At 71.6% G+C, this 24,313-nt stretch carries 20 protein-coding genes; 9 read left to right on the top strand and 11 right to left on the bottom strand.

Going from position 1 to position 24,313, the window contains the following annotated elements:
- Positions 1-71: 71 nt before the first annotated feature.
- On the bottom strand, positions 72-1,571 hold the full coding sequence (locus Pla133_RS08965; RefSeq protein ID WP_145064577.1) for a glycerophosphodiester phosphodiesterase: 1,500 nt from the start codon (positions 1,569-1,571) through the stop codon (positions 72-74).
- A 168-nt stretch (positions 1,572-1,739) separates the two neighbouring features.
- On the opposite strand from Pla133_RS08965, the gene Pla133_RS08960 reads away from it, so the two are divergent.
- On the top strand, positions 1,740-3,404 hold the full coding sequence (locus Pla133_RS08960; RefSeq protein ID WP_145064576.1) for a TolB family protein: 1,665 nt from the start codon (positions 1,740-1,742) through the stop codon (positions 3,402-3,404).
- Between the two features lie 133 nt (positions 3,405-3,537).
- Entirely contained in the window at positions 3,538-4,371 is an 834-nt protein-coding gene (locus Pla133_RS08955; RefSeq protein ID WP_145064575.1) for an FkbM family methyltransferase, read from the top strand.
- Between the two features lie 224 nt (positions 4,372-4,595).
- On the opposite strand, the gene selD is transcribed toward Pla133_RS08955, so the two are convergent.
- From selD to Pla133_RS08940, 3 genes are all read right to left on the bottom strand, one after another.
- A complete protein-coding gene (gene selD, locus Pla133_RS08950; protein WP_145064574.1) occupies positions 4,596-5,585 on the bottom strand; it encodes a selenide, water dikinase SelD in 990 nt (329 codons plus the stop codon).
- Positions 5,586-5,714: 129 nt separating this feature from the next.
- Positions 5,715-7,136 carry an L-seryl-tRNA(Sec) selenium transferase gene (selA, locus tag Pla133_RS08945; RefSeq protein WP_419192272.1) on the bottom strand — a complete coding sequence of 474 codons (1,422 nt, stop codon included), beginning with the start codon at positions 7,134-7,136 and terminating at the stop codon, positions 5,715-5,717.
- A gap of 82 nt (positions 7,137-7,218) precedes the next feature.
- Complete coding sequence (locus Pla133_RS08940; RefSeq protein WP_145064572.1) at positions 7,219-8,409, bottom strand: bifunctional methionine sulfoxide reductase B/A protein; 1,191 nt, start codon at positions 8,407-8,409, stop codon at positions 7,219-7,221.
- A 270-nt stretch (positions 8,410-8,679) separates the two neighbouring features.
- Between Pla133_RS08940 and recJ the strand changes: the two genes are divergently transcribed.
- On the top strand, positions 8,680-10,455 hold the full coding sequence (gene recJ / locus Pla133_RS08935; protein WP_145064571.1) for a single-stranded-DNA-specific exonuclease RecJ: 1,776 nt from the start codon (positions 8,680-8,682) through the stop codon (positions 10,453-10,455).
- Between the two features lie 16 nt (positions 10,456-10,471).
- Positions 10,472-10,732 carry a hypothetical protein gene (locus Pla133_RS08930; RefSeq protein ID WP_145064570.1) on the top strand — a complete coding sequence of 87 codons (261 nt, stop codon included), beginning with the start codon at positions 10,472-10,474 and terminating at the stop codon, positions 10,730-10,732.
- Between the two features lie 142 nt (positions 10,733-10,874).
- Here the strand turns inward: Pla133_RS08930 and Pla133_RS08925 are convergent, their stop codons facing one another.
- Complete coding sequence (locus tag Pla133_RS08925; RefSeq protein WP_145064569.1) at positions 10,875-11,939, bottom strand: DUF368 domain-containing protein; 1,065 nt, start codon at positions 11,937-11,939, stop codon at positions 10,875-10,877.
- A gap of 99 nt (positions 11,940-12,038) precedes the next feature.
- On the opposite strand from Pla133_RS08925, the gene Pla133_RS08920 reads away from it, so the two are divergent.
- On the top strand, positions 12,039-12,653 hold the full coding sequence (locus Pla133_RS08920) for a TfoX/Sxy family protein (protein WP_145064568.1): 615 nt from the start codon (positions 12,039-12,041) through the stop codon (positions 12,651-12,653).
- 107 nt (positions 12,654-12,760) lie between these two features.
- Here the strand turns inward: Pla133_RS08920 and Pla133_RS08915 are convergent, their stop codons facing one another.
- From Pla133_RS08915 to Pla133_RS08895, 5 genes are all read right to left on the bottom strand, one after another.
- Positions 12,761-15,226, bottom strand: coding sequence for a zinc metalloprotease (locus tag Pla133_RS08915; protein ID WP_145064567.1), 2,466 nt, complete (start codon positions 15,224-15,226; stop codon positions 12,761-12,763).
- A 243-nt stretch (positions 15,227-15,469) separates the two neighbouring features.
- Positions 15,470-16,432, bottom strand: coding sequence for a FecR domain-containing protein (locus Pla133_RS08910; RefSeq protein WP_145064566.1), 963 nt, complete (start codon positions 16,430-16,432; stop codon positions 15,470-15,472).
- Positions 16,429-16,980, bottom strand: a complete 552-nt coding sequence (locus Pla133_RS08905; protein ID WP_145064565.1) for an RNA polymerase sigma factor — start codon at positions 16,978-16,980, stop codon at positions 16,429-16,431. The genes Pla133_RS08910 and Pla133_RS08905 overlap by 4 nt, the downstream gene beginning before the upstream one ends.
- 10 nt (positions 16,981-16,990) lie before the next feature.
- Entirely contained in the window at positions 16,991-17,776 is a 786-nt protein-coding gene (locus tag Pla133_RS08900) for a hypothetical protein (RefSeq protein WP_145064564.1), read from the bottom strand.
- A 94-nt stretch (positions 17,777-17,870) separates the two neighbouring features.
- A complete protein-coding gene (locus Pla133_RS08895) occupies positions 17,871-19,259 on the bottom strand; it encodes an MATE family efflux transporter (RefSeq protein ID WP_145064563.1) in 1,389 nt (462 codons plus the stop codon).
- Between the two features lie 222 nt (positions 19,260-19,481).
- Between Pla133_RS08895 and Pla133_RS08890 the strand changes: the two genes are divergently transcribed.
- The 3 genes from Pla133_RS08890 (at position 19,482) to Pla133_RS08880 (ending at position 22,014) form a co-directional block, all read left to right on the top strand.
- Positions 19,482-19,949 carry an SRPBCC family protein gene (locus tag Pla133_RS08890; RefSeq protein ID WP_145064562.1) on the top strand — a complete coding sequence of 156 codons (468 nt, stop codon included), beginning with the start codon at positions 19,482-19,484 and terminating at the stop codon, positions 19,947-19,949.
- A 317-nt stretch (positions 19,950-20,266) separates the two neighbouring features.
- Positions 20,267-21,544 carry a BtrH N-terminal domain-containing protein gene (locus Pla133_RS08885; protein ID WP_419192271.1) on the top strand — a complete coding sequence of 426 codons (1,278 nt, stop codon included), beginning with the start codon at positions 20,267-20,269 and terminating at the stop codon, positions 21,542-21,544.
- The gene (locus Pla133_RS08880) at positions 21,541-22,014 is read left to right on the top strand and encodes a hypothetical protein (protein WP_145064560.1); all 474 of its coding nucleotides are present in this window, start codon (positions 21,541-21,543) and stop codon (positions 22,012-22,014) included. The genes Pla133_RS08885 and Pla133_RS08880 overlap by 4 nt, the downstream gene beginning before the upstream one ends.
- Before the next feature lie 58 nt (positions 22,015-22,072).
- On the opposite strand, the gene Pla133_RS08875 is transcribed toward Pla133_RS08880, so the two are convergent.
- Positions 22,073-22,594: a flavodoxin gene (locus Pla133_RS08875; RefSeq protein ID WP_145064559.1), complete on the bottom strand. Its 522-nt coding sequence runs from the start codon at positions 22,592-22,594 to the stop codon at positions 22,073-22,075.
- A gap of 520 nt (positions 22,595-23,114) precedes the next feature.
- Here Pla133_RS08875 and rsgA point away from each other — a divergent pair.
- Positions 23,115-24,272 (top strand): ribosome small subunit-dependent GTPase A, encoded by a 1,158-nt coding sequence (gene rsgA / locus Pla133_RS08870; protein WP_145064558.1) that lies wholly within the window; start codon positions 23,115-23,117, stop codon positions 24,270-24,272.
- The last annotated feature ends 41 nt before the right edge of the window (positions 24,273-24,313 follow it).

The raw sequence follows: 24,313 nt of genomic DNA, 5'->3' as shown, positions 1-24,313 counted from the left end.
GGGTGCCTCCGGCAAGCGTCGTGGCGCGGCCCTGTTCCATCTCGCCGCGGAAGCCGCTCCGGGACGCCGCTTCAGACCGCCGGCAGGAGGCGCCCCGGCGAGCCCGACAAGAGGTCCGCGGGCAGACCCCCGGCCCAGCGGCGGTAGAGCGGATCGGTGGATCCCTCCCCGTGGCCCACGAGCCCCGCGCTGAAGGACACGCCGCCGCGACGGTGGTCGAAGTCGTCCGGGAGCGGCAGGCGCAGGCTGCGCGCGCCGAAATGGGTGCGCCCGTCCAGGTGCGCCACGACCTGAGCCTCGGCTAGGCCGCCGGCGTCTTCGATCGCGAGCATCAGCCAGCGCCCACTGCGGCGCATGGACAGGGACGCGGCCCGGGCTCGCGGAGACTCGCGCAGGCAGTCCAGGCGCGTCGAGTGGTCGCGCAGCACGACCCGCCGCAGCCGGGTCAGGGGCGCGTCGAGCAAGAGCGCCCCCGCCGACCGCCCCGGACCGGCCTTCCACGCGAAGCGCGCGAACAGCAGGGGATCCGCGCCGGGCGAGAAGGAGCCGCCGACCAGGCGCAGCTCGATCGGACGGGCCTCGCCTGCGGCCAGGGTCATGGCGCTCGGCTCGGCGGCCACCTCGAAGGCGCCATTGCGGCCGGCGAAGCCCAGCTCGACGTCGACCGCGTGGGGGAAGGGGTTGCGGATCGACGCCACCAGGGTCCAGCGCCCGGCCCACTCCCCCGCCGGGGCGAAGGGATCGCCGGGCAGGATCTCGAGCTCGGGCACGGCCAGGGGGTAGCCGCCCTCGTCGTCGGGCGTGAGGTGGCACAGGGCGCGCACGGCCAGGGCGCGGCGGGCCTCGTTGGTGTTGAAGCCGAACAGCGGGCGTCGGCAGGCGGCGAGGAGGTCGCCGGGGTCGTCGACGCTCCACTCCCAGCGCTCGCAGGGCCAGGTCCGATCGCCCCCGGGCCAGGCCCAGCCCCCCGCCTCGAGGCCGTGGGCGTCGATGCGCTCGCGGCGCACGAAGCCCAGGTCGTCCTCGTCGGGCCGGTGGGCCAGGAGCATGGTCGGCAGCCCCGCGTCGCGGGCGGCCAACACCACCGAGCGGTGGAAGGAGGCGATGCGGATCGAGCGGTCGCGGGCGAAGGCCTCGACCAACTGGGCCACGCGATCGACCAGGCCAGATTCCTTCAGCTCGATCATGTGGATCGGCGGGTCCAGCGCGCTATCCCCCGGCCGCTCGAGGGGCAGCACCTCCTCGAGCAGGGGCAGGGGCTCGCCGGCGAAGCGCTTATGGAACCAGCCGCCGGCGTCGAGCTGCAACAGCTCGGTCAGGGGCTTGTCCCCCACCGCGCCGCGACCGTCGGTGGTGCGGGTGACGGTGTCGTCGTGGATCAACACCGGCTCCCCGTCGATGGTCCCGTGGACGTCGTACTCGAACCCGTCCAGGCCGTGGATCAGGGCGCGGCGCAGGGACACGGTGGTGTTCTCGGGCGCCTCCCGCGGGCTGCCGCGGTGGCCCAGGATCCAGGGCGGACCCGGGATGAAGAGCGGGGCATCGCTCTCGAGCTCGGAGGCCTCGCGCATGGGCGCAGAGCCTACGGCCGGGCCGGCGGCCGAGCCACAGGGCGCGCGGGCTCCGCGAGCGAGCCGAGGGCCACGGCGGCGTGATTCGATCGAGATTCCGTGCCACGGGCGCGCGCGGCTGCGGATATGGGGGCGAACACCCACGGCCCGAGGGAGGGCCCCGACCCGATGAACACACACCGTCTCCAGTATCTCCGCCTGCCCCTCGCCGTCGCCCTCTCGGCCGGCATCGCCATCTCCCAGGGCCAGACCACGCGCGTCAGCGTCGACAGCTCCGGGCTCGAAGGCGCCGGCTCCAGCAACCATCCGTCGATCTCCGGCGATGGGCGCTACGTCGCCTTCCAGACCAATGCCAACCTCGACCCGAGCGACACGACGCCGGGACAGTTCTACCTCGACGTCTACCTCCACGACCGCTTGACCGGCTCGACCAAGGTCGTCAGCCGCGACTCGGGCGGGGGCAACCCGGACAAGAGCTGCGAAGAGGCCGCGATCTCCGACAACGGCCGCTACATCGTCTACGCGACCTACGCCACCGACATCATCCCCGGCGATGACAACAACCGGCGCGACATCGTGCGCTACGACCGCCTCACCGGCACGACGGCTCTGGTCAGCGCCGCGCTCGACGGCACCGTCGGCGACTGGGACAGCTACGAGCCGGACATCTCCGCCGACGGCAACGTCGTCGTCTTCCTGTCGCACGCCAGCGACCTGACCCTCCAGGACCCGGTGCAGTGGGCCGTCTTCGCCCGCGACATGACCACCGGCGTGACGGAGCTGGTCACGAAGGGTGTCGGCGGCGTCAACCCGAACAGCGACTCACGCCAGCCCACGGTCTCGGCCAACGGCCGCTACGTGGTCTACGCCTGCCATGCGTCGAACATCGTTCCCGGCGACAACAACGGTTGGCAGGACATCTTCCTGTACGACCGTCAGACGGGGGCGACCGAGCTGATCAGCATCAGCACCTTCGGCCTGCAGGCGAACTCCGACTGTTGGGATCCGACCGTCTCCGCCGACGGCCGCTACGTGGCCTTCGACTCGTACTCGTCTAGCCTGGTGCCCGGCGACACCAACATCCTCCCCGACGTGTTCCTGCGCGATCGTGTGACAGGTCAGACGACCAGGGTCAGTCAGGGCTACGACGGTTCCGCGGCGAACGGCCGGAGCACCACGGCGTCGCTCTCGGACGACGGGCGCTACGTCGCCTTCCACTCCTGGGCCAGCAACCTGATCGGCCCGCCCGCGGGTCCCAACTACCTGGACGTCTTCGTCCTCGATCGGGTCACCGGTGAGGTCGAGCAGGTGACCGTCTCTTCCACCGCGGTGCTGGCCAACAACCACAGCTACGACCCCGAGATCTCGGCCGACGGCAAGTTCGTCACGTACGACTCCTCTGCCACCAATCTGGTCACCGACGACTTCAACGGGTTCTATGACGTCTTCGTCCACGACTACGCCTTCGCGGTGCCCCAGCCGGACGTGAAGATCAACGGCTCGGACGTGGCCCTGACCGTTCCGGCGGGCACGCCCCTGAACGTGACCCTGGGCCTCGACGCGGGCAGCCTCTTCGGTCAGAACGCCGACTGGTGGGTCCTGGCCGAGACACCCTTCGGCAACTTCTGGCTGCTGCCGACCTTGACCTGGGTTCCGTCCTTCGCGCCCCAGCTGTTGCTGCAGTTCCCCCTGATCGACTTCGCCGGCGTGGGCGTGCTGAACGGCGCGGTGCTGCCCGCGGGCACCTACACGATCCACTTCTACGTGGACAACGACGCCGACGGTGTCTTCGACGGGACCTGGAGCGACTCGGTCGCCGTGACGGTCCAGTAGCTCGCCCGGCGGCGCCCGGGGTCTCGATCTCGGAACCCCGGGCTCCCGGAGCGGGAGATGGTCCCTCAGGGAGGGCGGCGGCCTGCCGAACCAGGAGCAGGCCCCACCCTCCCGGCACCACCCCGGCTCGACCATGCAGCAGACCGCCCGCACCCTGTTCGAACTCCTGAACGACGCCGCCCCGGGCCTGGTGGGCCCGATGCGGCGGCTCTACAGCCACACGGTCACCCGCCGCCGGGTGATCCGCGAGAGCCCCCGGGAGGTGGAGATCGAGACCAGCGGCCGCGCGGTCAAGCTGCGCGCCGATACCTGGGAGACGGCCAACTTCGTGCTCCACAACTCGACGGACGGCCGACTCGACTACGAGCCGGAGGAGACCAGCCTGTTCCGCAGTCAGTTGCCCGGCGTCGACACGTTCTTCGACGTCGGCGGGCACATCGGCTACTACGGCCTGCTGGCCGCCGCCGACAACCCCGGGCGCCGTGTGGTCGCCTTCGAGATCCTCGAGGACTTCGCCGACGAGATCGAGCGCCACGCCAAGAACAACCGCCTCGACAACGTGACCGTCGAGCGCGCCGCGATCGGCTCCGGCGGGGAAGCGGTGAGCTTCACCAACTTCGCCGACAGCAACTCCCGCGCGGCCGTGTCCCTGGACGACTACTGCCAGGCCAAGGGCCTCGCTCCGAAGCTGATCAAGATGGACATCGAGGGCCACGAGGTGGCCGGCATCTCAGGCATGGCCGGACTGCTGTCCAAGGTCCGCCCGGTGATCCAGCTCGCCTTCCACCCGCCCATGATCCTGTCGCGCGGTCACGCCCCGGTGGAGGCCCTGCGCCCCCTGTGGAAGGCCGGCTACGAGACCCTGCGCGTGGGTCCCGGCGAGGACGGACGCGGCCACGGACTGGAGCCGATCACCGCGGCCAACGTGCCGGCCGACCTCTGCACCCTGCTCTGCCGCCCGATCTGAGGCACTGATCGGTCCATGCGGCCGTGCGGGTTGCGCGGCGGTGTGATCGGCGCGGCCGTGCGGCTACGCAGCCCTGCGGTCCTGGCAGCCCTGCCGCCCGAGCTCGCAGCCGGCGCGCACTTGCGCCGGCACGCCGCGGCGCAGGGTGCGAGGACGCGCGACGTACCGCGACCGGCGCCGATCGGCGCGGCTCGGCGCGGCTCGGCACCGCTACCCCGCCTCGCTCAGCCCAGCTCGACCAGGCGCCCGGTGCTGGCCACGAACTCGCCGACCTCGACCACCGGGACGCCGCGCGCTGCGAGCTCCCGCTCCAGGTCCGCGGCGCGCTCGGGAGCGATCGCGATCAACAGGCCGCCTGAGGTCTCGGAGTCGAAGCAGATCGTGACCAGGGCCGGGTCCACGTCAGCGCCCACGGAGACCTCGTCTGCCAGGGTCGACTGACCCCGCTTGGAGCCGCCCGAGGCGATGCCCTGGCGGGCCAACTCGAGGGCGCCCGGGAAGACCGGGATCGACGCGGGCCAAAGGCGCAGGGTCGCGCCACTGCCGCGGGCCAGGTTGCGGCCGTGGCCCATCAGGCCGAAGCCGGTCACATCGGTCGCGGCGCGCGCGCCGGCAGACACCATGGCCTGGGCGGCGGCGGCGTTGAGGGTTGCCATCTGCACCGCGGCAGGCAGCATCGTGGGCCAGTCGATGACCTGGCGCTTGGCCGCGGTGGTCATGGTGCCCATGCCCACGGGCTTGGTCAGGTAGACGCGGTCGCCCGCTGCGGCGCCGGTGTTGGCGGTCACGGCCGCGGGATCGACCAGGCCGGTCACCGCGAAGCCGAACTGCACGTCGCTCTCGACCGTGTGGCCCCCGGCGACGACCGCGCCCGCCTCGGCGACCTTCTCGAAGCCGCCGCGCATGATCTCGCCGATGGTCCCTTCGTCGAAGTCCTTGGGGAACCCGGCGATGGTCAGGGCGCAGAGGGGCTGGCCGCCCATGGCGTAAACGTCGGACAGGGCGTTCGCCGCTGCGACGGCGCCGTAGTAGTACGGGTCGTCGACGACCGGCGGGAAGAAGTCGACCGTTTGCACAAGGGCCGGCGCGGTCGGATCCGCGTTCGGAATGCGCACGACGCCAGCGTCATCGAGCGTGTCAGGCCCGACCAGCAACCGGGCGTCACCCGGACGATTGACGCTACGCAAGACCTGCGCGAGCCGCCCCAAGGGCATCTTGGCTGCTCACCCGGCGCAGGCTGCGTAGTCGGTCAGTCGCTTGTTCGGTTCGGTTTGCATGGGAAGGGTCGGCAGCATACTGCCTGCCGTGGGCGGCGTACGTGGCTCGCGGGGATCCGCGACGGCTCAGGCTCCGGTGAGGATCGCGAAGGCCTGCACCAGGCGCGCGTCGTCGCCGGGCAACAGGGTGCGGGGGTCGAGCAGCACCCGATCGTCGTGGACGCGGGCGAAGACCGGCGGCTCGCCGCGGCGCAGGGCGCGGCTGAGGGCCTCGGCCGAGTGCTGCTCATGGACCACGCGGATGCAGAACGTGGGCAGGAAGACGTCCGGCGCGCTGCCGCTACCGGGTTGGGAGAGCTCCCCCACGACCTCCGCGGTGAGCTGGGGCAGCCCGGCAAGCTCCGCCGCCAGGGCCCGGGCGCGGGGCTCGATCTGCGCCGCGCTGGCGGTCAGCAGGGCGCGCGCCGGCAACTCGTCGCCGCGCCCGGCGAGTAGCAGCTCCAGGGTCTTCTCGAGGCCCGCCAGGCCGACCTTGTCGAGGCGCACGGCGCGGTAGATCGGATTGGCGCGCAGGGCACCGATGGCCTCGGCCTTGCCGGCCAGGATCCCGGCCTGGGGGGCGCCCAGGAGCTTGTCGCCGGAGAACAAGACCACGTCGACGCCGCTGGCCACGGCCTCGCGCACGTCGGGCTCGTCGCCCAGGAAATCGAGGGAGGCCGTGCCCGGCGCGTCGAGGCGGCCCGAGCCCAGGTCGTAGATCGTCGTCACGCCGCGCGCGGCGCCGATCTGCGCCAGTTGCGCCGGGCTGACCTCCTCCACGAAGCCCACCACGCGGTAGTTGCTGGTGTGGACCTTGAGCAGGGCCGCGACGTCGGGCTCGGTGTCCAGGGCGCGCTCGAAGTCGGCGCCGCGGGTGCGATTCGTGGTGCCCACCTCGACGAGCCTGACTCCCGCCCGCGACATCACATCCGGCATGCGGAAGGAGCCGCCGATCTCCACCAGCTCACCGCGGCTGAGCACCGCCGCCCGCGCCCCGGCGAAGGTCTGTAGGGACAGGTAGACCGCCGCGGCGCAGTTGTTGACGGCGATCGCTGCCTCGCAACCGACCAGGCGTCCGACCAACTCCCCCACGCGATCGTCGCGGCGGTTGCGCTTGCCGCTCTCGCGGTCGACCTCGAGCACGCAGTAGCCGCCCGCCACCGCCGCCATGGCCGCCGCCGCCTCGGGGTGCACCGGCGCCCGTCCGAGCCCCGTGTTCAGCACGACCCCGGTGGCGTTGACGATCGGCACGACGCCGGCGCGGCGCTCGCGGGCCACGGCGGCCTGCACGTCGCGCACCAAGTCGCCCGCATCGACCCGCGCGCGCACGGCGGATCCATCGAGGTCCCGCTCGCGGATCTGCGAACGCATGCGGTCGACGGCACCTTGGATCAGCCGCGTGACGAGCTCGGGGCCGAACTCACCGGCCAGATCCGCCAGGGCAGGCTCGGCCGCGAGGGCGTCCACGGACGGCAAGGCCCGGTAGGGGTTGTCGGCAGCGCTCGGCATTGGTCCACCATAGCCAGAGGAGCGCGCCCCAGGAGCGTCCATCCGCGGGTGCGGTCAGGGCGTTCCCGGCTCGTCCGCGAGTTCAGCGCTGGTTCGTGACGCCCTCGTCCCAAGGCCGCAGGAAGTGGCAGGTGTAGCCGTTGGGCCGCGACGCCAGGTAGTCCTGGTGCTCGGGCTCCGCCACGCTCCAGTTCTTGACCGGCTCGACCGTGGTGACGATCGGGTCGCTCCACTTGCCCGACGCTCCGACCTCGGCGATCGCGTCCTCGGCGACGCGCTTCTGTTCGGCGTCGAAGTAGAAGATCGTGCTGCGGTAGCTCGAACCGCGGTCGTTGCCCTGGCGATCCAGGGTCGTGGGGTCGTGCATGCGGAAGAACCAGTCGGTGAGCAGCCGCTCGAAGCTGATCTTCGACGGGTCGAAGGTCACCAGCACGGCCTCCGCGTGGCCGGGGTGGTTCCGGTAGGTGGCATCCGCGTTGGAGCCGCCGCAGTAGCCGACCTCGGTGTCGAGCACGCCGTCGATCTTCCGCAGGAGCTCTTCCATGCCCCAGAAGCAGCCGCCCGCGATAATTGCCTTCTCGGTCTGTTCACCCATCGCCTGCTCGCCCGTCGCCTGTTGATCGGTCGCGGAATCCGCCGCGGGCACCAGACCCGCCGCCTCGAATCGTCCCAGGTACTCGTCGTAGCCGCGCCTGCCGAGCTCGTCCAGGGGGACGAAGCGCAGGGCCGCCGAGTTCATGCAGTAGCGCATGCCGCCGGCCTCGCGGGGCCCGTCGGGGAAGACGTGGCCGAGGTGCGAGTCCGCCTTGGCGCTGCGAATCTCAGTCCGAACCCAGCGCCCGTCGCGGTCCTCCAGCTCGACCACGCTCTCGGCCTCGATCGGCCGCGTGAAGGAGGGCCAGCCGGTGCCGGAGTTGAACTTGTCGAGGCTGCTGAACAGCGGCTCACCGCTGACCACGTCGACGTAGATCCCGGGCTCCCAGAACTTGTCGTACTCGCCGCTGAACGCGCGCTCGGTGCCACTCTGCTGGGTGACGCGGTACTGCTCGTCCGTGAGCAGCTCGCGCAGCTCCTGGTCGGAGGGCTTGACGAACTCGCCGGGCCGAGTCGGCGCGTCGGACTCGCCGGGGCTCGCTTCGGAAACCCCGCCGGCGGCGTTCCCGCTGGCCGTTCCGCCGATCGCGACCCCCGACGTCCCGTCGGATTGGTTGACGCAGGCGGCGAGGGTCAGGGCGATCGGAGCCAGGGCGGCGAGCAGTCGAGTCGTCAGCATGGTCGGTTTCCTAGGCCCTGACAGCGCGCGATCAAGCTCGGCGGGCCAGGGTTCCGACGGAGGTTACGGGACCGCGTCGTCAGTCGGACAGGCCGGCGGCCAATCCGGGCCCAGGGCGCCGGGAAGTCGCGCCGTCCTCGCCGCTCGCCGCTGCGCGTCCGTCGGCGCGATCGATCGCAAACCCGTCCCCGCGCCACGATTCGGGGCGCCCGCGGCGCTTCGCGCCCCACGGCCCTCGCTTCCCTGCGCGACGGACGGGACACTGGCCCGGTGCCGCCCACCGAAACGAAAGTCACCTGGAAGCTGCGTGCCGCCGACGGCGCTCTGACCCGCGCCCTGGCCGTCGAGCACCAGCTCCCCGAGCTGCTCGCGCGGCTGATGGTCCTGCGGGGCCAGACCCTCGAGACCGCCCCGGCGCACCTGGCCCGCAGCGCCCAGGGCCTGCACGAGCCCGACCTGATGCCGGGCATGGAGGCCGCCTGCGACCGCCTGCACCGGGCGATCGTGGACCGCGAGACGATCCTGATCCACGGGGACTACGACGTGGACGGGGTGACCGGAACCTCGCTCTTGATGCGGTTGTTCCGGATGCTGGGCGCCGACGCGCGCTGGCACATCCCCAACCGCCTGACCGACGGCTACTCCTTCGGCGCCCACAGCGTGGCGCGGGCCCGGGAGACCGGCGCGACCGTGGGCGTCAGCGTCGACAACGGCACCAGCGCCTTCGAGACCATCGCCGAGCTGGCGGCGGCCGGGGTCGACACGGTGGTCACCGACCACCACGAGCCGCCCCTGCCCCACCCGGTCTACGGCGCCCTGCCCCACGCGGCGGCGATCGTGAACCCCAAGCTCGACGGCTCGACCTACCCCTTCCGCGAGCTGTGCGGCGGCGCGGTGGCGTTCAAGCTGGCCTGGGGCCTGGCCAAGAAGATCTCCGGCACCGACAAGGTGCGGCCGGACCTGCGCCAATTCCTGACCGAGGCCATGGCCTACGTGGCCATCGCGACGGTCTGCGACGTGGTGCCGCTGGTGGACGAGAACCGCGTCTTCGCCCACTGGGGTCTGAAGGCGCTGCGGACCTCGACCAACCCCGGCCTGCGCGCCCTGTGCGCCGCGGCGGGCATCGACGGGCGCCCTCTGACCGCGGAGGACGTCGGCTTCCAGATCGGTCCGCGGATCAACGCCTCGGGCCGTTTGGGCAGCGCCGAGCGCGCGGTCGAGGTGCTCTTGGCCGACGACGTGCCGACGGCGCGGCGCCTGGCGGCGGAGCTGGACGAGCTGAATACCCGCCGGCGCACGATCGAGCGCGAGGTGCTCGAGCAGGCTCGGACGCAGGCCCAGGCCCTGATGGCCGCTGGCGACCCGCCGGTGCTCGTGCTCGCCGACCAGGGCTGGCACCAGGGCGTGGTCGGGATCGTCGCCGCGCGCCTGACCGAGGAGTACGGCCGGCCGGCGCTGGTAATCGGATTGAACGGCGACGAGGGCCGCGGCAGCGCGCGCTCGGTGCCCGGCTTCAACGTGCTCGACGCCATGCGCGGCGCCGACGGCATCTTCGGCCGCTACGGCGGCCACGAGCAGGCCGCGGGCTGTGAAGTGCGCGCCGTCGACATCGAAGCGGCGCGCGCGGCGATCTGCGAGCGCGCCAAGTCGATCTTGGAGGGCGCCGAGCACCCCGAGCAGGAGCTCTCCATCGACGCCGAGATCGCCTTCGGCGACGTGACACCGACGTTGATGCGTCAGCTCGATCGACTCGAACCCTTCGGCGCCGCCAACGAGAAGCCGGTGCTGCTCTCGCGCAACGTGCGCCTGGCGGAAGAGCCGCGCCTGGTCGGGGCCGATCGGCGTCACGTCATGATGCGCGTGCGCAGCGGCGCCCACGTCCTGAAAGCCATGGCCTTCTCCGCCGGTCACCGCGCCGACGAGCTGGTCCTCGGCGCACCCCTGCACCTGGTGCACACGCCGCGTTGGAATACCTTCCGCGGCGAGACGAACCTGGAGCTGATCGCGCTCGACTTCCAGGTCGGCGACGACCCGAAGATCAGCTAGAGACGGGAGCGAGGACATGGATCAGACCCTTCACGAGTCCGAGAGTCAGGGGGCACAGGCCAGGCGCCAGGCGTGGATCAAGCGCGGCGTGCTGTGGTGGGGTCTCCCGGTCTGGATCGTCTGGTGCCCGTTGATGATCGTCGCCATGGACTGGGGTTGGGACGACCTGCCGCTGTTGGCCGCGGCCAGCCTGCCCATCTGGCTCGCGGGCGGCGGAGCTTGGGGGCTCGCGATGAGTCGATTCATCCGACACCGCGGCTCGGCCACACCCGGGTAGTCCCTTGGGGCGTGGGATCCGGTAGGCGTTCGTACGGTGCCAGGCACAAAACCGCCGCCTAACCAGGATGGCCCCAGCCGCCTTCGGCGGCTGGGGCCATCCTGGTTAGGCGGCGGTTTTGTGCCTGGCACCGTACGAACGCCTACCGGGCCCCGGGGCGTCCTCGCCCGAGCAGCAAGGTCGCCCCGAAGCCGAGCACCAACAGTCCCACCGCTCCGGCGATCTGCCCGCCCGACGGCGCGAACCTACGCAGCTCGTTCGAGAGCGCCTTCAGCTCGTTCTTGGTCTTGCCACCGTACTCAGCGGTCGCGCGTGCCACGTCCTCGTCGGTCCAGCCCAGGCCGCGCTCCTCGTTCACCTGCGCCGCGTCCGCGCCCTCCAGCACGACCAGCTCGATGCCCTTGCGGATCGGACGGTTCGCGAGGTCGGGGTGCACCGCCTCCTGGAAGGGCCACAGCCCCACCACCGAGCCGACGAGGAGCCCGAGCAGCAGGCCGTGCGACGACACCGGCCGCTTCTCGAGGGCGACCTTGAGGATGTTCGACAGGGCCGCGATCCCGATCGCCGCGCCGATGCCCACCGGAACCAGGATCCCGATCGCCTCGACCGGCTCTTCCTTCAGCAGCGACAGACTGCCGACCACCGTCTCGTACAGGCCGAAGATCAGCAGCAGGTACGAGCCCGAGATGCCCGGCAGGATCATGCTCGACGCCGCCAGTGCGCCGATCCACACCAGGTTGATCCAGGTCGGCGGGACGCTGCTGGCGCTGGAATTCGCCAGGGCGACCATGATCGCGACCCCGACCGCGCCGGCGATCAGCGCCCCGGGGCGCAGGCCGCCGCAGAGCTTGATCAGCTCGGGCACGCCGCCCAGGGTCAGCCCGACGAAGATGCTGTAGGCGATCCAGCGGTGCTCGGAGACGAGCCACACGGCCGGACCCGACATCGACAAGAGGGCGACCAACAGGCCGCTGCCGATCAACGCCATGAAGACGAACAGCGACTTCGACCAACGCAGGGTGGTCAGCTCCGCGATCGACGAGATGAAGCGATCGTAGAGCCCCAGGGCGAGGATCATCGTCCCCCCACTGACCCCGGGAACCAGGTTCGCGAGGCCCATCAGGAAGCCGCCGAGCGCGGTGCGCCAAGCAGGTGAGGGGGCGTGGGTCGACGCGTGGGCGCCGCTGGGGGAATCAGCGTTGGACACGGGGGGCGTGGGCTGGGGGGACCGGGGAGTCTGGGCCGCGCTCGGCGGAGCCGGGCATTCTGCCACGGGGCGCGGGGCCCCGGACTACCATCGGCCGCCATGGGCATGTCCCTCGACGATCCGATCGTGCTGGCGACGCGGGAGCTGCTCGCGCCCGTGGGCCGGCCGAGGCTGCAGCGCATGTTCGGGGGCGTCGGGCTCTGGGTCGACGAGGTCTTCGTCGGCGTGATCCACGACGGCTCCGTCTTCCTGCGCGTGGGCGACGGCAACCGGACGCGCTTCGACGCGGTGGACGCGGCCCACTTCGATCCCATGGGCCAGGGCAAGCCGATGGCCTACCGCGAGCTGCCCGAGGAGCTGCTCGACTCGCCCGAGCGCGCGAGGCCGTGGATCGAGTCCTCCCTGGCCGAGGCCCGTGCCGCCGCTGCGCGCAAACCCGCGCGCAGGTGCAAGAGCTCGAAGCCGGCCAGCCTGACTTCCGTCCGCAACCTGGGCCCGGCCTCTCGCCGCATGCTCCAGGACGCGGGCATCGGCGACCGAGCCGCCCTCGAGCGAGCCGGCGCCGCCCGGGCCTTCCTGGCGGTCGAGGAAGCGGGGCACGCCCCCACCCTCAACCTCCTGTGGGCGATCGAGTCGGGGCTGGCGGATCTGCCGATCGGGTCCTTGCCGGACGAGATCAAGCGCCAACTGCGCCGGGCGGTCGGGCGCGAGTAGGGCCGCTCCACGAGGACCACCCCGAGAACGCAACGGGCCCCCCGCGATTCACACCGCGGGGGGCCCGTTGCACTCGAAGCGGCTGATCGTTCAGCCACCGATCGGGCTCACGGCAGGAAGTCGACCTGCAGCGCGTTCGAGAAGCCGAAGCCGCCCGCGAGCGCTGCGTCGTCGAAGACCACCTGCAGGTACAGGGTCGCCGGGCCGCCGCCGCCGGGGATGTTCGGGGCGATCCAGGCGCCGCCGGCATCGGCCATGTCGAACAGGACGTTGTCAGCGGTCGGCACAAGGGTGCCGCCGAACAGCGGGGTCGGGCTGTTGCCCGCGCCGAGCACGATCCAGAGCATCGAGTTCGGGGCCGCGCCGACGAGCTCCAGGTCGGCGGTGGTGCCGCTCGACAGGTTGCCGCCGCACAGGGTCAGCACCGCGCCGCCGGGGCCCTGGGAGCCCAGGTCGGTCTGGCAGGTCACGCCGCTGCCGCCACCGTCGGGGACGACCCGGTCGGTGATGGTCACCGTGTGGGTGTCGGTGGTGGTCATGCCGGACGAATCCGTGGCGGTCACCGAGAGCTGGTGGACGCCGACCGAGAGGGTCGCGATGGCGGTCGTGCGACCGACGGCGACGAGCCCGTCGAGGTCACTGGTCCAAACGATCGAGCTGCCGTGCAGGCCACGGTCCTCGAGGTCCCAGCCCGAAGCGTGCAGCAGCACGTTGGCCGCCTTGGGGAAGGACTTGCCGCTGTCGGGGGTCAGGATGTGACAGAAGGGCGCGTTGCTGCCGCCGCCCTCCGGCGTCAGGCCGGCGCCGGTCAGATCGACCGTGAGCGCACGCGAGGTGTTCAGGCCGTCGGTGGCGAGGACCTCGAGGTAGCCCTGGCCGGGGACCAGCTTCGGAAGCTGGTCGAAGTCGACCAGGAAGCGGCTGCCCTCGACGTTCGACGCCAGGGGCACCATGCGCTCGCCGTCGGGGCTGTAGCGCAGGAAGTGCTGCAGGGCGTCGCCGTCGGCGTCGCTCGACTCCCAGATGACCTCGACCTGACCGCCGAGAACGGCGCTGGGGCGCGGCTCGACGAGCTTGATCGCGGGCGCGCTGTCGCTGGCGACGAGGCTGCGGAGCACCTTGCCCGTGGCGAGCTCGACGACCTCGACCAGCTCGAGGGTGGCCGGATCGACCGAGGCCGGGAAGACCACCGAGAAGCCGACGTCGGGGAGCTCGACCTCGCTGTCGGCACCACTCTCGTCGCCGTGCTCGCAGGCCTCGCCGTGCTCGTGGTCGACCTCGTTGACCGCGCAGTCCGGCGCGCCGTTGGCGAGCAGGGTGACCTCGCTGACGAGCTGGCCACCGGCGTAGGCGCGCAGGGCCAGTTGCGACTCCGCGATCGGATCGCTGGCGGTCGCCCGACCGCCCGGGAAGGTCACCGCGTGGACGACCTCGACCGTACCCGCGTTCGGGTTCCAGACCCCGGCCAGCATGAACGACTCACGCTGCTCGACGTCCGCCGAGTCGGGCGCGGCGCAGGTGAAGGCGGGGTGGGCCGCCATCGAGTTGTAGTTCGGGGAGTAGATCCAAGCCGTGTTGGTCAACTGCCCGGCGACCATGATGTCGTTCAGCGAGGAGACCTTGATCTGGCCCAGGCCCTCGGTGATCGCCAGGTGCTCCTCGACGTCGATGCCGACGGTGCTGATCTTGCTCGAGATGTGGCTGAACCCGAACAGGTGACCGACTTCGTGGGCGAAGGTGCGCTGGTGGCGGATCGGATCCGTGTTGCCCATGGCCGCCTTGCCGGGGATGCCGATCGCCTGGCCGTTGTAGGGCAGCGAGCCGGGGATCCAGCCGTAGATGAAGTCCGGCTGGGGATTCATCATGTTCAGGTCGCTGAGCAGCGACGAGTTCAGGGCCGAGCCCGAGCCCGAGAGCGAGCTGGTCCACAGCTTGGTCGGCGCGTCGGTCCGGTGGTACTCGATGTCCTCCGACGGCCAGATGCCCTGGATGAAGTTGTCACCCACGCCCGGCTCGATCAGCAGGGGGTTCGGCGGGTTGGGGGTGGCGCCGCCGCTGGGGCGGTAGTCGATCGGCGAGTACACGACCTCGGGCAGGCCGCGGCACTGGAAGTTGATCGGACCCAGGACCAGGGTGTTGTTCGAGTAGTCGGTCTCGAAGAGCTGGCCCGGGCCGGAGGGGTTGAGCTCGATCTCGAGCGTCACGTCCGTGCCCTGGGGCGGGCGGAACTCGAAATTGACCGTGGTGTCCAGGTCCGTCTGGGCCGGGGACAGGGTCGGATCGATCGGGCCGTTGACCGAGTAGTACGGGGACTCGGCGACCTCGACGCCGCCGACGAAGACGCGCATGAGCGCGTCGACCCCGGCGCCGGCCGGGAGGGTGCCCTCGACACTCAGCGCGACGCGGGCCATGGTCGACTTGCCCGCGATGTAGGGGTTGACCCCGGTCTGGATGGCCTGAACCAGTTGGGAGCCGATGGGGGTGATGTCCTGGGCCATGGCGGAGGGCGCCATCAGGGCCAGCGGGGCACCGAGCCAGATCAAGCTCGGAGCACGGAGGGTGTGGAGCTGCATCGAGTTCACGATCGCTTGGTGTGGGGGTTGGGAGTGCCCCTGGGCTGGAGGGCGCACCGGGACGGGGGGCCGGCGATCCGTGGTTTCCGCGGGGAAGCGGAAGGCATCGCCGATGGTTGATGGCCGAGGGAACTCGGGCCGAACCGAGACTACTCCTCCTCCGCCAACCTCGGTGCCGGCGATCCGAGATAGGGCTCCGCGGGCCCTACGAGGGGGATCCGCGGCCCTGGGGACGTCTACGTCTCAGCCCGGCCAGGGCAAACGGCGTTCCCAGAGTCGCCGCGCGGAGGCCTCGCCGGCCAGGGTCCGCTCCCGAGTGGCCTCGACCGGTGGATCGACCAGGCGCGTGAGAACTCGCCACGCTTCGAGGCGTACGCGCTGGTCGGGATGGTCGAGCAGGTGGAACAGGGCCAGGCTCCCGCGCCGCGCCCCGGCGGCCTCGAGCTGGACCAGACCAGCGGCCAGGCCTGTGGGCGAGACGGCGGGCCGCGCCAGCTGCCGGCAGAGTTCACGGATTGCGTCGCCGTCGTCGCTCCAGACCGGCAGCACGAATACCGCGCCCGTCGCCACCTCGACCTCCGCTCCGGCCGGGACCAGGATCCGCTGGCCGGAGCGCTCGAAGGCCACCCGACCGGATTCGACCGCGACGCGCGCCGTCCCGTCGACGCGGACTTCGGTGCGGTAGACGCAGCCCAGGTCCACCGCCACGCCCGCCGGCGTCTCCAACTGGAAGGCGCGCGGCTGGGCGACGATCGAAGCCCGCGCCGTACCCAGATCGAGCCGCAGCTGGTGCTTCGCGCCCTCGCCCGTGGGCTCTGCGACCGTCAGACGCGAACCGGGCTCCAGGAACAGCCGACCGATGTCCCCCACTTCGATCTCGAGCCGCTCCCCGGTGCCGGTGGCGATCGTGTCGCCCCGCTCGATGCGGCGCAGCTGCGAGCCCGCGCCGCCCTCGAGGTAGGCCACGGGGTAGCTGCGGCCCTCGATTGCGACCTCTCCGACCTGCTCCACCATCCGGGTCAACAGCCACAGGAGCCCGATCGATGCCACGCCAAGGGCCACCGCCGCCAGGGTCAAGGGACGCAGCCAGGGCCTGGGCGAGGGCGGCCGACGGACCGGCGCGACCACCCGCTCCGGAAGCTCGGGGATCTCGCCGCTCCATGCGTGCCGCGCGAGAAGTCGCTCGAGTTCGTGCTCTTCGGTCATGCCCGCCAACCTTCCTGGATCAGCCTTTCTCGCAGCCGCTCCATGCCGCGCGCCAGGGCGACGCGCACGGCGCCGTGGCTGCGCCCGGTGGCCGCGGCGATCTCCTGGCCGCTGAGTCCGTCGACCAGGCGCATGGCCAGCACCTCACGAAAGGCCTCGGGCACCTTGGCGAGCTGTGCCAGCACTTCGGTCGCGGCGAGGGCATCGTCGTCCCCTGCGAGCTGCGCGGGTTCGACCTCGACGGCTCCGACTTCGACGCGACTGCCCTGCGCGCGCAGGGAGCGCCGCGCCGCGTTGCGTGCGATGCTCAGCAGCCACGGTCCGAAGCGCGACGGCTCGCGCAGGTCGTCCAGCTTCTGCCAACTCGTCAAGCACACATCCTGCATCAGGTCCTCCGCCTCGACGACGCCCGCCAGGGCCACGATCGCTCCGTGGGCCGCCGGGCCGAAGCGGGCCAACAAACGCCGGAAGGCGGCGCGGTCTCCCGACCGCGCCGCCCGCACCTCGTCGGCGACGGGCGCCGCTGCGACATCGTCGTCCTCGATCACCCGCTTCGGCTCAGCCGATCTCCCTCCGCAGCCGCTCGCGCAGGGCGGCCACCGTTTCGGCCCCGTAGAAGCGCTTGCCGACCTGTAGTGCGTTGTCGGCGATCAGGCCGTCGGCGCGCTCGGGTCCGTCGAGCGCGGCCAGCATCCAGCGCTCGAACTCGTGCCGCTCGAGCGCATCGAATCCGCCCATGGCGCCGGCCAGTCGCAGGGCGCCGTCGCCGGGCGCCAACTCAACGGCCGACCGGAGCAGGTCGCCCGTGTCGTCGAAGCGGCGGCTGCCGCTCTGCTGGGTCGCTCCCTGGAAGTAACCCAGGTCCAAGTACAGCAACGCCGATCGACGCTCGTCGGCGGGGCGGCGTCCGGCGGCCACGTCCTCGCTGAATGCGTGCAGCTCGAACATCAGGCTCGCACGCAGGGCGTCGGCGAGGAACGCACGCGAGGGCGCCGAGGATCGCTCCGGCGCGCCCAGATTGCCGTCCGCATAGATGATCGCGCGGCGCAGCGTCTCCACGTGGACCAGCGGATCGTCCGAGCCCCGCAGGATCGCCAGGGTGTCGCCCACCATCTGGCCCAGGTCGTAATCGGGATCGATCTCGAACGCTCCGTTGCCGAAGGGCAGGCTCGCTGCACCACGGGGCAGGCTGAAGGGGAAGCACAGGCCGGGGGGGCCTGCGCTCGCTGGTGCCACCCTCGAGGTCACGACGAGCGACGGCACTGCTCCCCAGGCCGTACACCCGAGGGTCGGAGCGGCAGCGGGGGGCAGGACCAGGGGCGTGGCGAGCAGCAGGGCGAGCATGGCGGACTCCGTCGGGTCAGGGTTGGATCGATGCGCGCGGCACTTCGGCGCGCCAACCCCTAGAGCCACGACGCCGATCGCCTGTTAGCCGAGTTCAGCCCGGATAGCCCTCGGATTCGGAGCCGCCCTCCAGGTCGATCCGGCGCAGCTCCCCCGCCAGGCGCGAGCGCACGCGCAGGGCCAGGACCACGGCCACGGTCGCGAGTCCCGCCACCAGCCCCCACCACAATCCGTGGGGCCCCGCGCCCCCGTGGAAGGCGAGCCAGTAGCCAACCGGGAAGCCCACGGCCCAGTAGCCGATCAAGTTGATCACCATCGGCGCCATGGTGTCGCCCACGCCCCGCAGGCAGCCCAGGGCCACCACTTGGGTGCCGTCGAAGAGCTGGAAGGCCGCGGCCAAGGGCAACAGCGAAGCGGCCAGGGCCACGATCTGTTCGTCGTTCGAGAAGAGCCCCGTCAGGGTCTCGGGCAGGAGCAGGAAGAGGATCGCCGAAAAGCTCATCACCAGCAGTCCGAGCAGCAGCGAGACCGCCGCCGAGCGCCGCACCGCCGGGGGGTCGCCGCGGCCGACGTTGTAGCCCACGCGCACCGCTCCGGCCGCACTCACACCCAGGGGCACCATGAAGCTGATCGACGCCAGCTGGATCGCGACCATGTGCGCGGCCTGCTCGAGCGATCCCAGGCGCCCCATCAAGAGCGTGACCATGCCGAAGGCCCAGAACTCGAGCGAGCTCTGGAAGCCCACCGGCACCCCGACCTTCAGCATCCGCAAGAGCGGCTTCAGGCTCAGGGCTTGGCGGTGCCAGGGCCGCACGTGCTCGCGCAGCACCGGCCAACTGAAGACCAAGAGCGCTGCGACCATGACCAGCCGCGACAGGGTCGTGGCGTGACCGGACCCGACCGCACCGAGGGCCGGCAAGCCGAACTTGCCGAAGATCAGCGCCCAGTTGAACAGCACGTTGGCGACGTTGGCGATCGCGATCGCGATCAGCATCGGCCGCAGCACGTGCATCGCCTGCAGCGACTGTCGCAGCACCGCGAAGATCAGGAACAGCGGCACGCTGGGCGCGATGGCCCGCAGGTAGGCCGAGGTCACCGGGACGACCTCGTCGGGCTGGTCGAGCAGGGCCAGGATGCGGTCGGCGAAGGGCACCGGCGCCAGCACCAACAGGGTCAACAGGGCCGCGAGCACGAAGCCGCGCTGCACCCCGAGGCCGATGGCGGTACGGTCCCGGGCGCCGAGGGCCTGGGACACCACCGGGTCGAGGGACATCAGCACGCCCATGGCGAAGGACGCGCCCGCGAAGAAGATCACGTTGCCCATGCCCACGGCGGCCAGGGCGATGCGCGCCGTGCCGTCGGCGGGCAGGTGGCCGACCATGACCGTGTCGACGGTCCCCATGGCCATCATTCCGAGCTGGGCCAGGACCACGGGGCCCGCCAGACGGACCTGGGTGCGCAGCTCGGCTCGGAAGGTGGACACGGGGCGAGGAAGCTAAAGACGGGGGGACGTGGAAGCCAGCCCGCACAGCTCGTCTGGTGACGGTGCCCTGCGGGCCGAGGACCCGCCGAGGTCGGGTCGGCTCGAGGGGTGCCGTCAGCGGGCGAGGAGTAGCCGCAGCCCGCTGTTCAGGCGCGCTGGGCGCGGACACCGATTGGTGCGGGTTAGGATCGCGACGCCCCCCCTGCGAACTGCGCTGCGGAAATGGCCGGATTCAGCCTCGAGAAGTCGATTCCCCACCCCCCGGCCCAAGTCTTCGCCTTCGCGACGGACCTGGCGCGGATCCGCACCTGGCTCCCCGATGTGCTCGCCTGCGAGGTTGTCGGCGGCGGGCCCATGCGTGACGGCGCAGTGCTGCGCGAGACGCGCAAGATCGGGCGGCGCGAGTGCACCGCACAGATCTCGATCGTCGAGCACTCGGGCCCGTCCCAGGGCCACGAGCCGCCCTTCGTCCACGCCGCGTCGTCGGCCGCCATGGGCGTGCGATGCTGCTACCGCTACACCTTCGCAGACGACGGCCAAGGCGGCACCGACCTGACCATGGACTGCACCGGTGAGCCCACCAATCTCCTCGGCCGACTCCTGGTCGGGCCCCTGGTCCGCTACATGCGTCGGGCCGACGGCGATCAGTTGGAGCGCCTGTCGGCGGCCCTCGACGCCGCGCCCCGTTGATTGGGGGGCCGGGGTCCGGTGCGACGGCCCCCTTGACGCTCGGGCCATCCCCGACGACCATTCCCCTCGGCGGTCCATCCCCCGCCCAACTCCCAACGGTCCGCCGTCCAGGACCTCTCCACGGGAGCAAAGAGGAGCTCGACTCCCCGGGATGCGTTCGCCACTACCGATCATCCCAGCTGTCCGGTCGATCGACGTATCGGCCGACCCAGCACACCGGCGGAGGCACGGCGACGGACGGGTCGTGGTGCATTTCGCCGCAGCGAGATGATCCGATGACGAGAGCGAAGAGTTTCAAGCGCGCCGTGAGGGCGCGTATGGAAAAGACAGGCGAGCGCTACACCACCGCCCGAGCACAGGTCCTGGCCAAGCTCGGCTACCGCACGCGCGAGGCGACGGCGGGCTCCGGCTATCCCTTCCAGCCCGGCGTGTGCGGCGATACCGGGGCGGTTCGGAACTGGCTCGCGGCGCTCAGCGTGCGGGCAACCGGGAGCGCCGACCCGCTGAGCGAGGCCATGCTGACCGGCCTCGCCGGCGGCGTCGGCTTCCTCTACATCGTGTTCGAGTACACGGGGACGCCACCGCTGCTCTCGGTGCTGACTCGCTTCGACTCGGCGGCCGACCGCTTTGCCCTGGGCGCCGTGGAACGCTTGGGGCTGGAGCTGGACTCGTTGCAGACGACCAGTGCCAAGAAGGCGCGCGCCGCCCTCGACGCCGCCATCGACGCCGGCAGTCCGGCTCTGTGCGTGGTCGATGCCCTGGCCCTGGCGCGGACCGATCCGCCCTCTGCCATGTTGGGCACGGCGCCGACCCTGGTCGCGGTCGTCGGTCGGGAGGGTGACGACCTCTTGATCGACAAGGGCAGCTCAGACCCCGCGCTGATCCACGCCGACGTGTTCGCCGCGGCGCGGGCCGCCTTCAAGAAGGCCAAGCACCACATGGTCACGGCTGCGCCAGGACATGGGCACGGCGACCTATCGGCGGCGATCGAGGCGGCCGTCGCCGACTGTGCGCGGCGCTACACCGAATCGCCCTACAAGGGCTTCGCCTCGAACTTCGGACTGGCCGGGATGGAGAAGTGGGCGCGCCTGCTGGTGGATCGCAAGGACGCCAAGGGTTGGCCCACGCTGTTCCCCGAGGGTGCGCGGGCCGGCCTGGCCCTGCGGCGCACCTACCAGGGGCTCGAGCACGAGTTGACCCCGCCCCACGCCGGTCGGGGTCTCTACGCCGAGTTCCTGCGCGAGGCGGCGCCGCTGACCGGGAACGATCGCCTGGCCGCCGCGGCTCGGGCTTTCGATGCGGCGGCGGAGCGCTGGCGCACGATCAGCGCGTCCATCGCGGAGTGCGACGTGCCCGCGATCCGCTCCGGTTGCGAGATGCTCGACACCTACGCGGAGCTGCTCGACGCCCAAGCCGCCGAGGCGGAGCGGGACGAGCTGCGCGGCCGGCTGGAGGCCGCGACGGGCGAGTGCGAGTTGACACGGGACGATGCCCTCGAGCTCTACGCGTCCCTCCGGGGGCAGCTCCTCGCGGCGATCGAGGCCGAGCGCGCTGCCCACGCCGCCCTGCTCGCCGCTGGGGAGGTGCAGCGATGAGTCGCAAGGTCCTCGCCGTGCTGGCCGGTTGGCTCGTGCTGACCGTGGTCGTGATGGCCGGCTTCGCCCTGGGCTCCATGGCCCTGGGGTTCGAGCGCGTGCTGCGGCCTGGCAGCTACGACGCCAGCCCGCTGTGGATCGCGATCTCGTCGGGGATCACCCTGGTTGCCGCCCTGTGCGCGGGCGTCGTCAGCACCCTGATCGGACGCGGCACCGGGCCCGCGCGCGTGCTTGCCGCGGCGGTCCTGGTGCTCGGGACCGGAGCGGCCATCGCGGGCGACGGACGGCCCGATCCGCCGCCCCGGGTCGAGGGCGCGAGCGCCCGCGAGGTGATGGCCGCGTTGGCCGAGCACGGACGCGAGCCGCTGGTCACGCGAATCTCGAACCCGCTGCTCGGACTGACCGGGATCCTCGTCGGTTGGGCGTCCGTGCGGCGTCGATCGGCAGGCGCGTCGCCGCCTACCCCGTGAGCATCGTCGCGGCACTTCCCCAGCTGAACGCACCGGTCGAGGAGGGACCGCGCCGCCGCTACTCCAGCCCCAGCTCGGACTTGACCTGGGCGCACCAACCCTCGATGCGCTCGTCGGTCAGCTCCGGCTGGCCGTCCTCGTCGAGGGCCAGGCCGACGAAGTGCTGTTTCGTTTCGTCGATCACGCCCAGGGAGCGCTGGAAGAAGTAGCCCTCGGTGGACCAGTGCCCGAGGTCGGCTTGCGCGCCGAGCTGGACCAGCTTGTTCCGCAAGATCCCCAGGGCGTCCTGGAAGTTGTCGGGGTAACCGCGCTGGTCACCCTGGCCGAAGAAGGCCACCCGGATGCCGTCGAAGCGCACGGGGTCGAGCTTGTTGAAGACCTCGTCCCAGTCCTGCTGCAGCTCGCCGATGTTCCAGGTCGGGATGCCGATCAGGAGCACGTCGAAGGCCTTCAGGCGCTCGAGGTCGAGGCCGCTGATGTTCAGGCACTCGTCGACGTGGTCGTCGAAGTGGTCGCGGATCTTCTCGGCGGCATCCTCGGTGTTGCCGGTGGTGCTGCCGTAGACGAGGCCGATCTTCATCGAGAGGGGGCGCGGGGCGCGCGGACGGGGGTCGGGTCGGGGGGAGGGCCGAGCAGGATAGCGGCGCGCCCGCGCCAGTGCCCCCTCGACGCCGCCCCGGATTCGGGGTAGCGTGCGGCCGTCGGATCGCGAGCGTCGCGATCCCGCCCGGCGAGGCGCGCGAGTCAGCGCGGCCCGCCACCCGCACCCGACGAACACACTGGAGGCCCCCGATGACGAACAAGCAAGTCACCGCCGCACGCGCCTCCGCGCGTCGCTGAGCTGGCCCGGGGCCCCGAGGGTCCCGTCCCGTCCGCGCGCGCTGGAGGCACCGTCCGCCGATTCGGCGGCGTGCTTCCCGTTCGTCCAGCGCCAGAGGTTCGCTCCCTCCTCCGCCGCTCGCGACCGGTCCGATCGCGCCGCCCGATCCAGCTTGCGAGCTGGGGCCGCGGGTGAGTGCGCACGGTGCGCGCTCCCCGCCGATCGATCAAGATCCGGGAGCAGCACGAGTATCGATCCATTGGAAAAACGTGGACGGGGGATGACCCCCGAAGAGAAGGACGAGACGCGGCGCAGGGCGATGGCCAACTTCGACCGCGCCGTGAGCCTCGACGAGCAGAAGCAACGCAAGCAGCGCGCCAAGGAACGCAAGGCCCGCCGCAGCGGCGACGAGCCGCGGGCGCGCGAGCGCGTGAGAGATGAGGACGATTGGGACGAGCTGGAGGACTTCCAGCCCATGGGTTCCAGCCGCAAGGGTCCCCTCGCGCCGAGGGTCTCCTCGACGACCGTGGCGGCGGGTCCGCCAGACACCCCCGGCGCCCTCGACGGCACGGTCATCGCCGTGGCCCGCGACGGCGCGCGGGTCGTGTGCGGCTCCCAGACCCTGAAGGTGCCGATGCGCCGCGAGGAGGACCTGGCCGTGGGCGACCGCGCCCGGGTGATCCCGTTGACGACTGAACTCGCGCGGTTGGTCGGGCGTCACGAGCGGCGCACCGAGCTGGCCCGCGCCGATCCGACCATGCCCGGCCGTCGCCGGGTGCTGGCGGCGAACGTGGACCTGGCCCTAGTGGTGCTCTCGGTGGTCGGCCCGCCCTTCAAGCCGGGCCTGTTCGACCGCTTCCAGGTGGCCCTGATCGCCGGCGGCATCGAGCCGCGCATGGTGGTCAACAAGGTCGACCTGTTGGCGGACGAGGACGCGCGAGCGGAGCTCGAGGCGAGGCTCGCGCCCTACCGCGAGGCGGGCGTGCGCGTGCACCTGGTTTCGGCCTCGGCCGGCCTTGGGCTCGACGAGCTGATCCGCGAGATCGCCGGGCGCACGATCGTCGCCGTCGGTCACTCCGGCGTCGGCAAGTCGAGCCTGCTCAACGCCCTCGACCCCGAGGGTGCGGAGCGCGTCACGAGCCAGGTGCGCGAGAGCGACGGCAAGGGCCGCCACACCACGACCTCGAGCGAGCTGCGGCGCCTATCGAACGGCACGGTCCTGATCGACACCCCCGGCATCCGCGCCCTGGGCCTGGCCACCGAGCAGCTAGCCGCCCTGGACGAGGCCTTCCCGGAGGTCTCAGCCCTCGCCGCCGACTGCCGCTTCGGCGACTGCCGCCACGACTCCGAACCGGACTGCGCCGTTCGCGCAGCCCTGGAGAGCGGCGAGCTCGACAGGGCGCGCTGGGACGCGTACCGGCGCATGGGCGCGGGTTGAGTTCGCGAGGCGTCGAGTGGTGATCGGTCCGTCGGTCCGGG

The sequence above is a fragment of the Engelhardtia mirabilis genome (assembly GCF_007748095.1).
Taxonomy (GTDB): domain Bacteria; phylum Planctomycetota; class UBA1135; order UBA1135.
Note: the sequence above shows the minus strand (reverse complement) of the source record. Positions and strands in the feature narration are given on the sequence as shown.

Excerpts from the sequence above, each read along its gene's own strand:
- Pla133_RS08965 (WP_145064577.1), bottom strand. The coding sequence starts at position 1,571 with ATGCGCGAGGCCTCCGAGCTCGAGAGCGATGCCCCGCTCTTCATCCCG.
- Pla133_RS08960 (WP_145064576.1), top strand. The coding sequence starts at position 1,740 with ATGAACACACACCGTCTCCAGTATCTCCGCCTGCCCCTCGCCGTCGCC.
- Pla133_RS08955 (WP_145064575.1), top strand. The coding sequence starts at position 3,538 with ATGCAGCAGACCGCCCGCACCCTGTTCGAACTCCTGAACGACGCCGCC.
- selD (WP_145064574.1), bottom strand. The coding sequence starts at position 5,585 with ATGCCCTTGGGGCGGCTCGCGCAGGTCTTGCGTAGCGTCAATCGTCCG.
- selA (WP_419192272.1), bottom strand. The coding sequence starts at position 7,136 with ATGCCGAGCGCTGCCGACAACCCCTACCGGGCCTTGCCGTCCGTGGAC.
- Pla133_RS08940 (WP_145064572.1), bottom strand. The coding sequence starts at position 8,409 with ATGCTGACGACTCGACTGCTCGCCGCCCTGGCTCCGATCGCCCTGACC.
- Pla133_RS08930 (WP_145064570.1), top strand. The coding sequence starts at position 10,472 with ATGGATCAGACCCTTCACGAGTCCGAGAGTCAGGGGGCACAGGCCAGG.
- Pla133_RS08920 (WP_145064568.1), top strand. The coding sequence starts at position 12,039 with ATGGGCATGTCCCTCGACGATCCGATCGTGCTGGCGACGCGGGAGCTG.
- Pla133_RS08915 (WP_145064567.1), bottom strand. The coding sequence starts at position 15,226 with ATGCAGCTCCACACCCTCCGTGCTCCGAGCTTGATCTGGCTCGGTGCC.
- Pla133_RS08910 (WP_145064566.1), bottom strand. The coding sequence starts at position 16,432 with ATGACCGAAGAGCACGAACTCGAGCGACTTCTCGCGCGGCACGCATGG.
- Pla133_RS08900 (WP_145064564.1), bottom strand. The coding sequence starts at position 17,776 with ATGCTCGCCCTGCTGCTCGCCACGCCCCTGGTCCTGCCCCCCGCTGCC.
- Pla133_RS08890 (WP_145064562.1), top strand. The coding sequence starts at position 19,482 with ATGGCCGGATTCAGCCTCGAGAAGTCGATTCCCCACCCCCCGGCCCAA.
- Pla133_RS08885 (WP_419192271.1), top strand. The coding sequence starts at position 20,267 with ATGGAAAAGACAGGCGAGCGCTACACCACCGCCCGAGCACAGGTCCTG.
- Pla133_RS08880 (WP_145064560.1), top strand. The coding sequence starts at position 21,541 with ATGAGTCGCAAGGTCCTCGCCGTGCTGGCCGGTTGGCTCGTGCTGACC.
- Pla133_RS08875 (WP_145064559.1), bottom strand. The coding sequence starts at position 22,594 with ATGAAGATCGGCCTCGTCTACGGCAGCACCACCGGCAACACCGAGGAT.
- rsgA (WP_145064558.1), top strand. The coding sequence starts at position 23,115 with ATGACCCCCGAAGAGAAGGACGAGACGCGGCGCAGGGCGATGGCCAAC.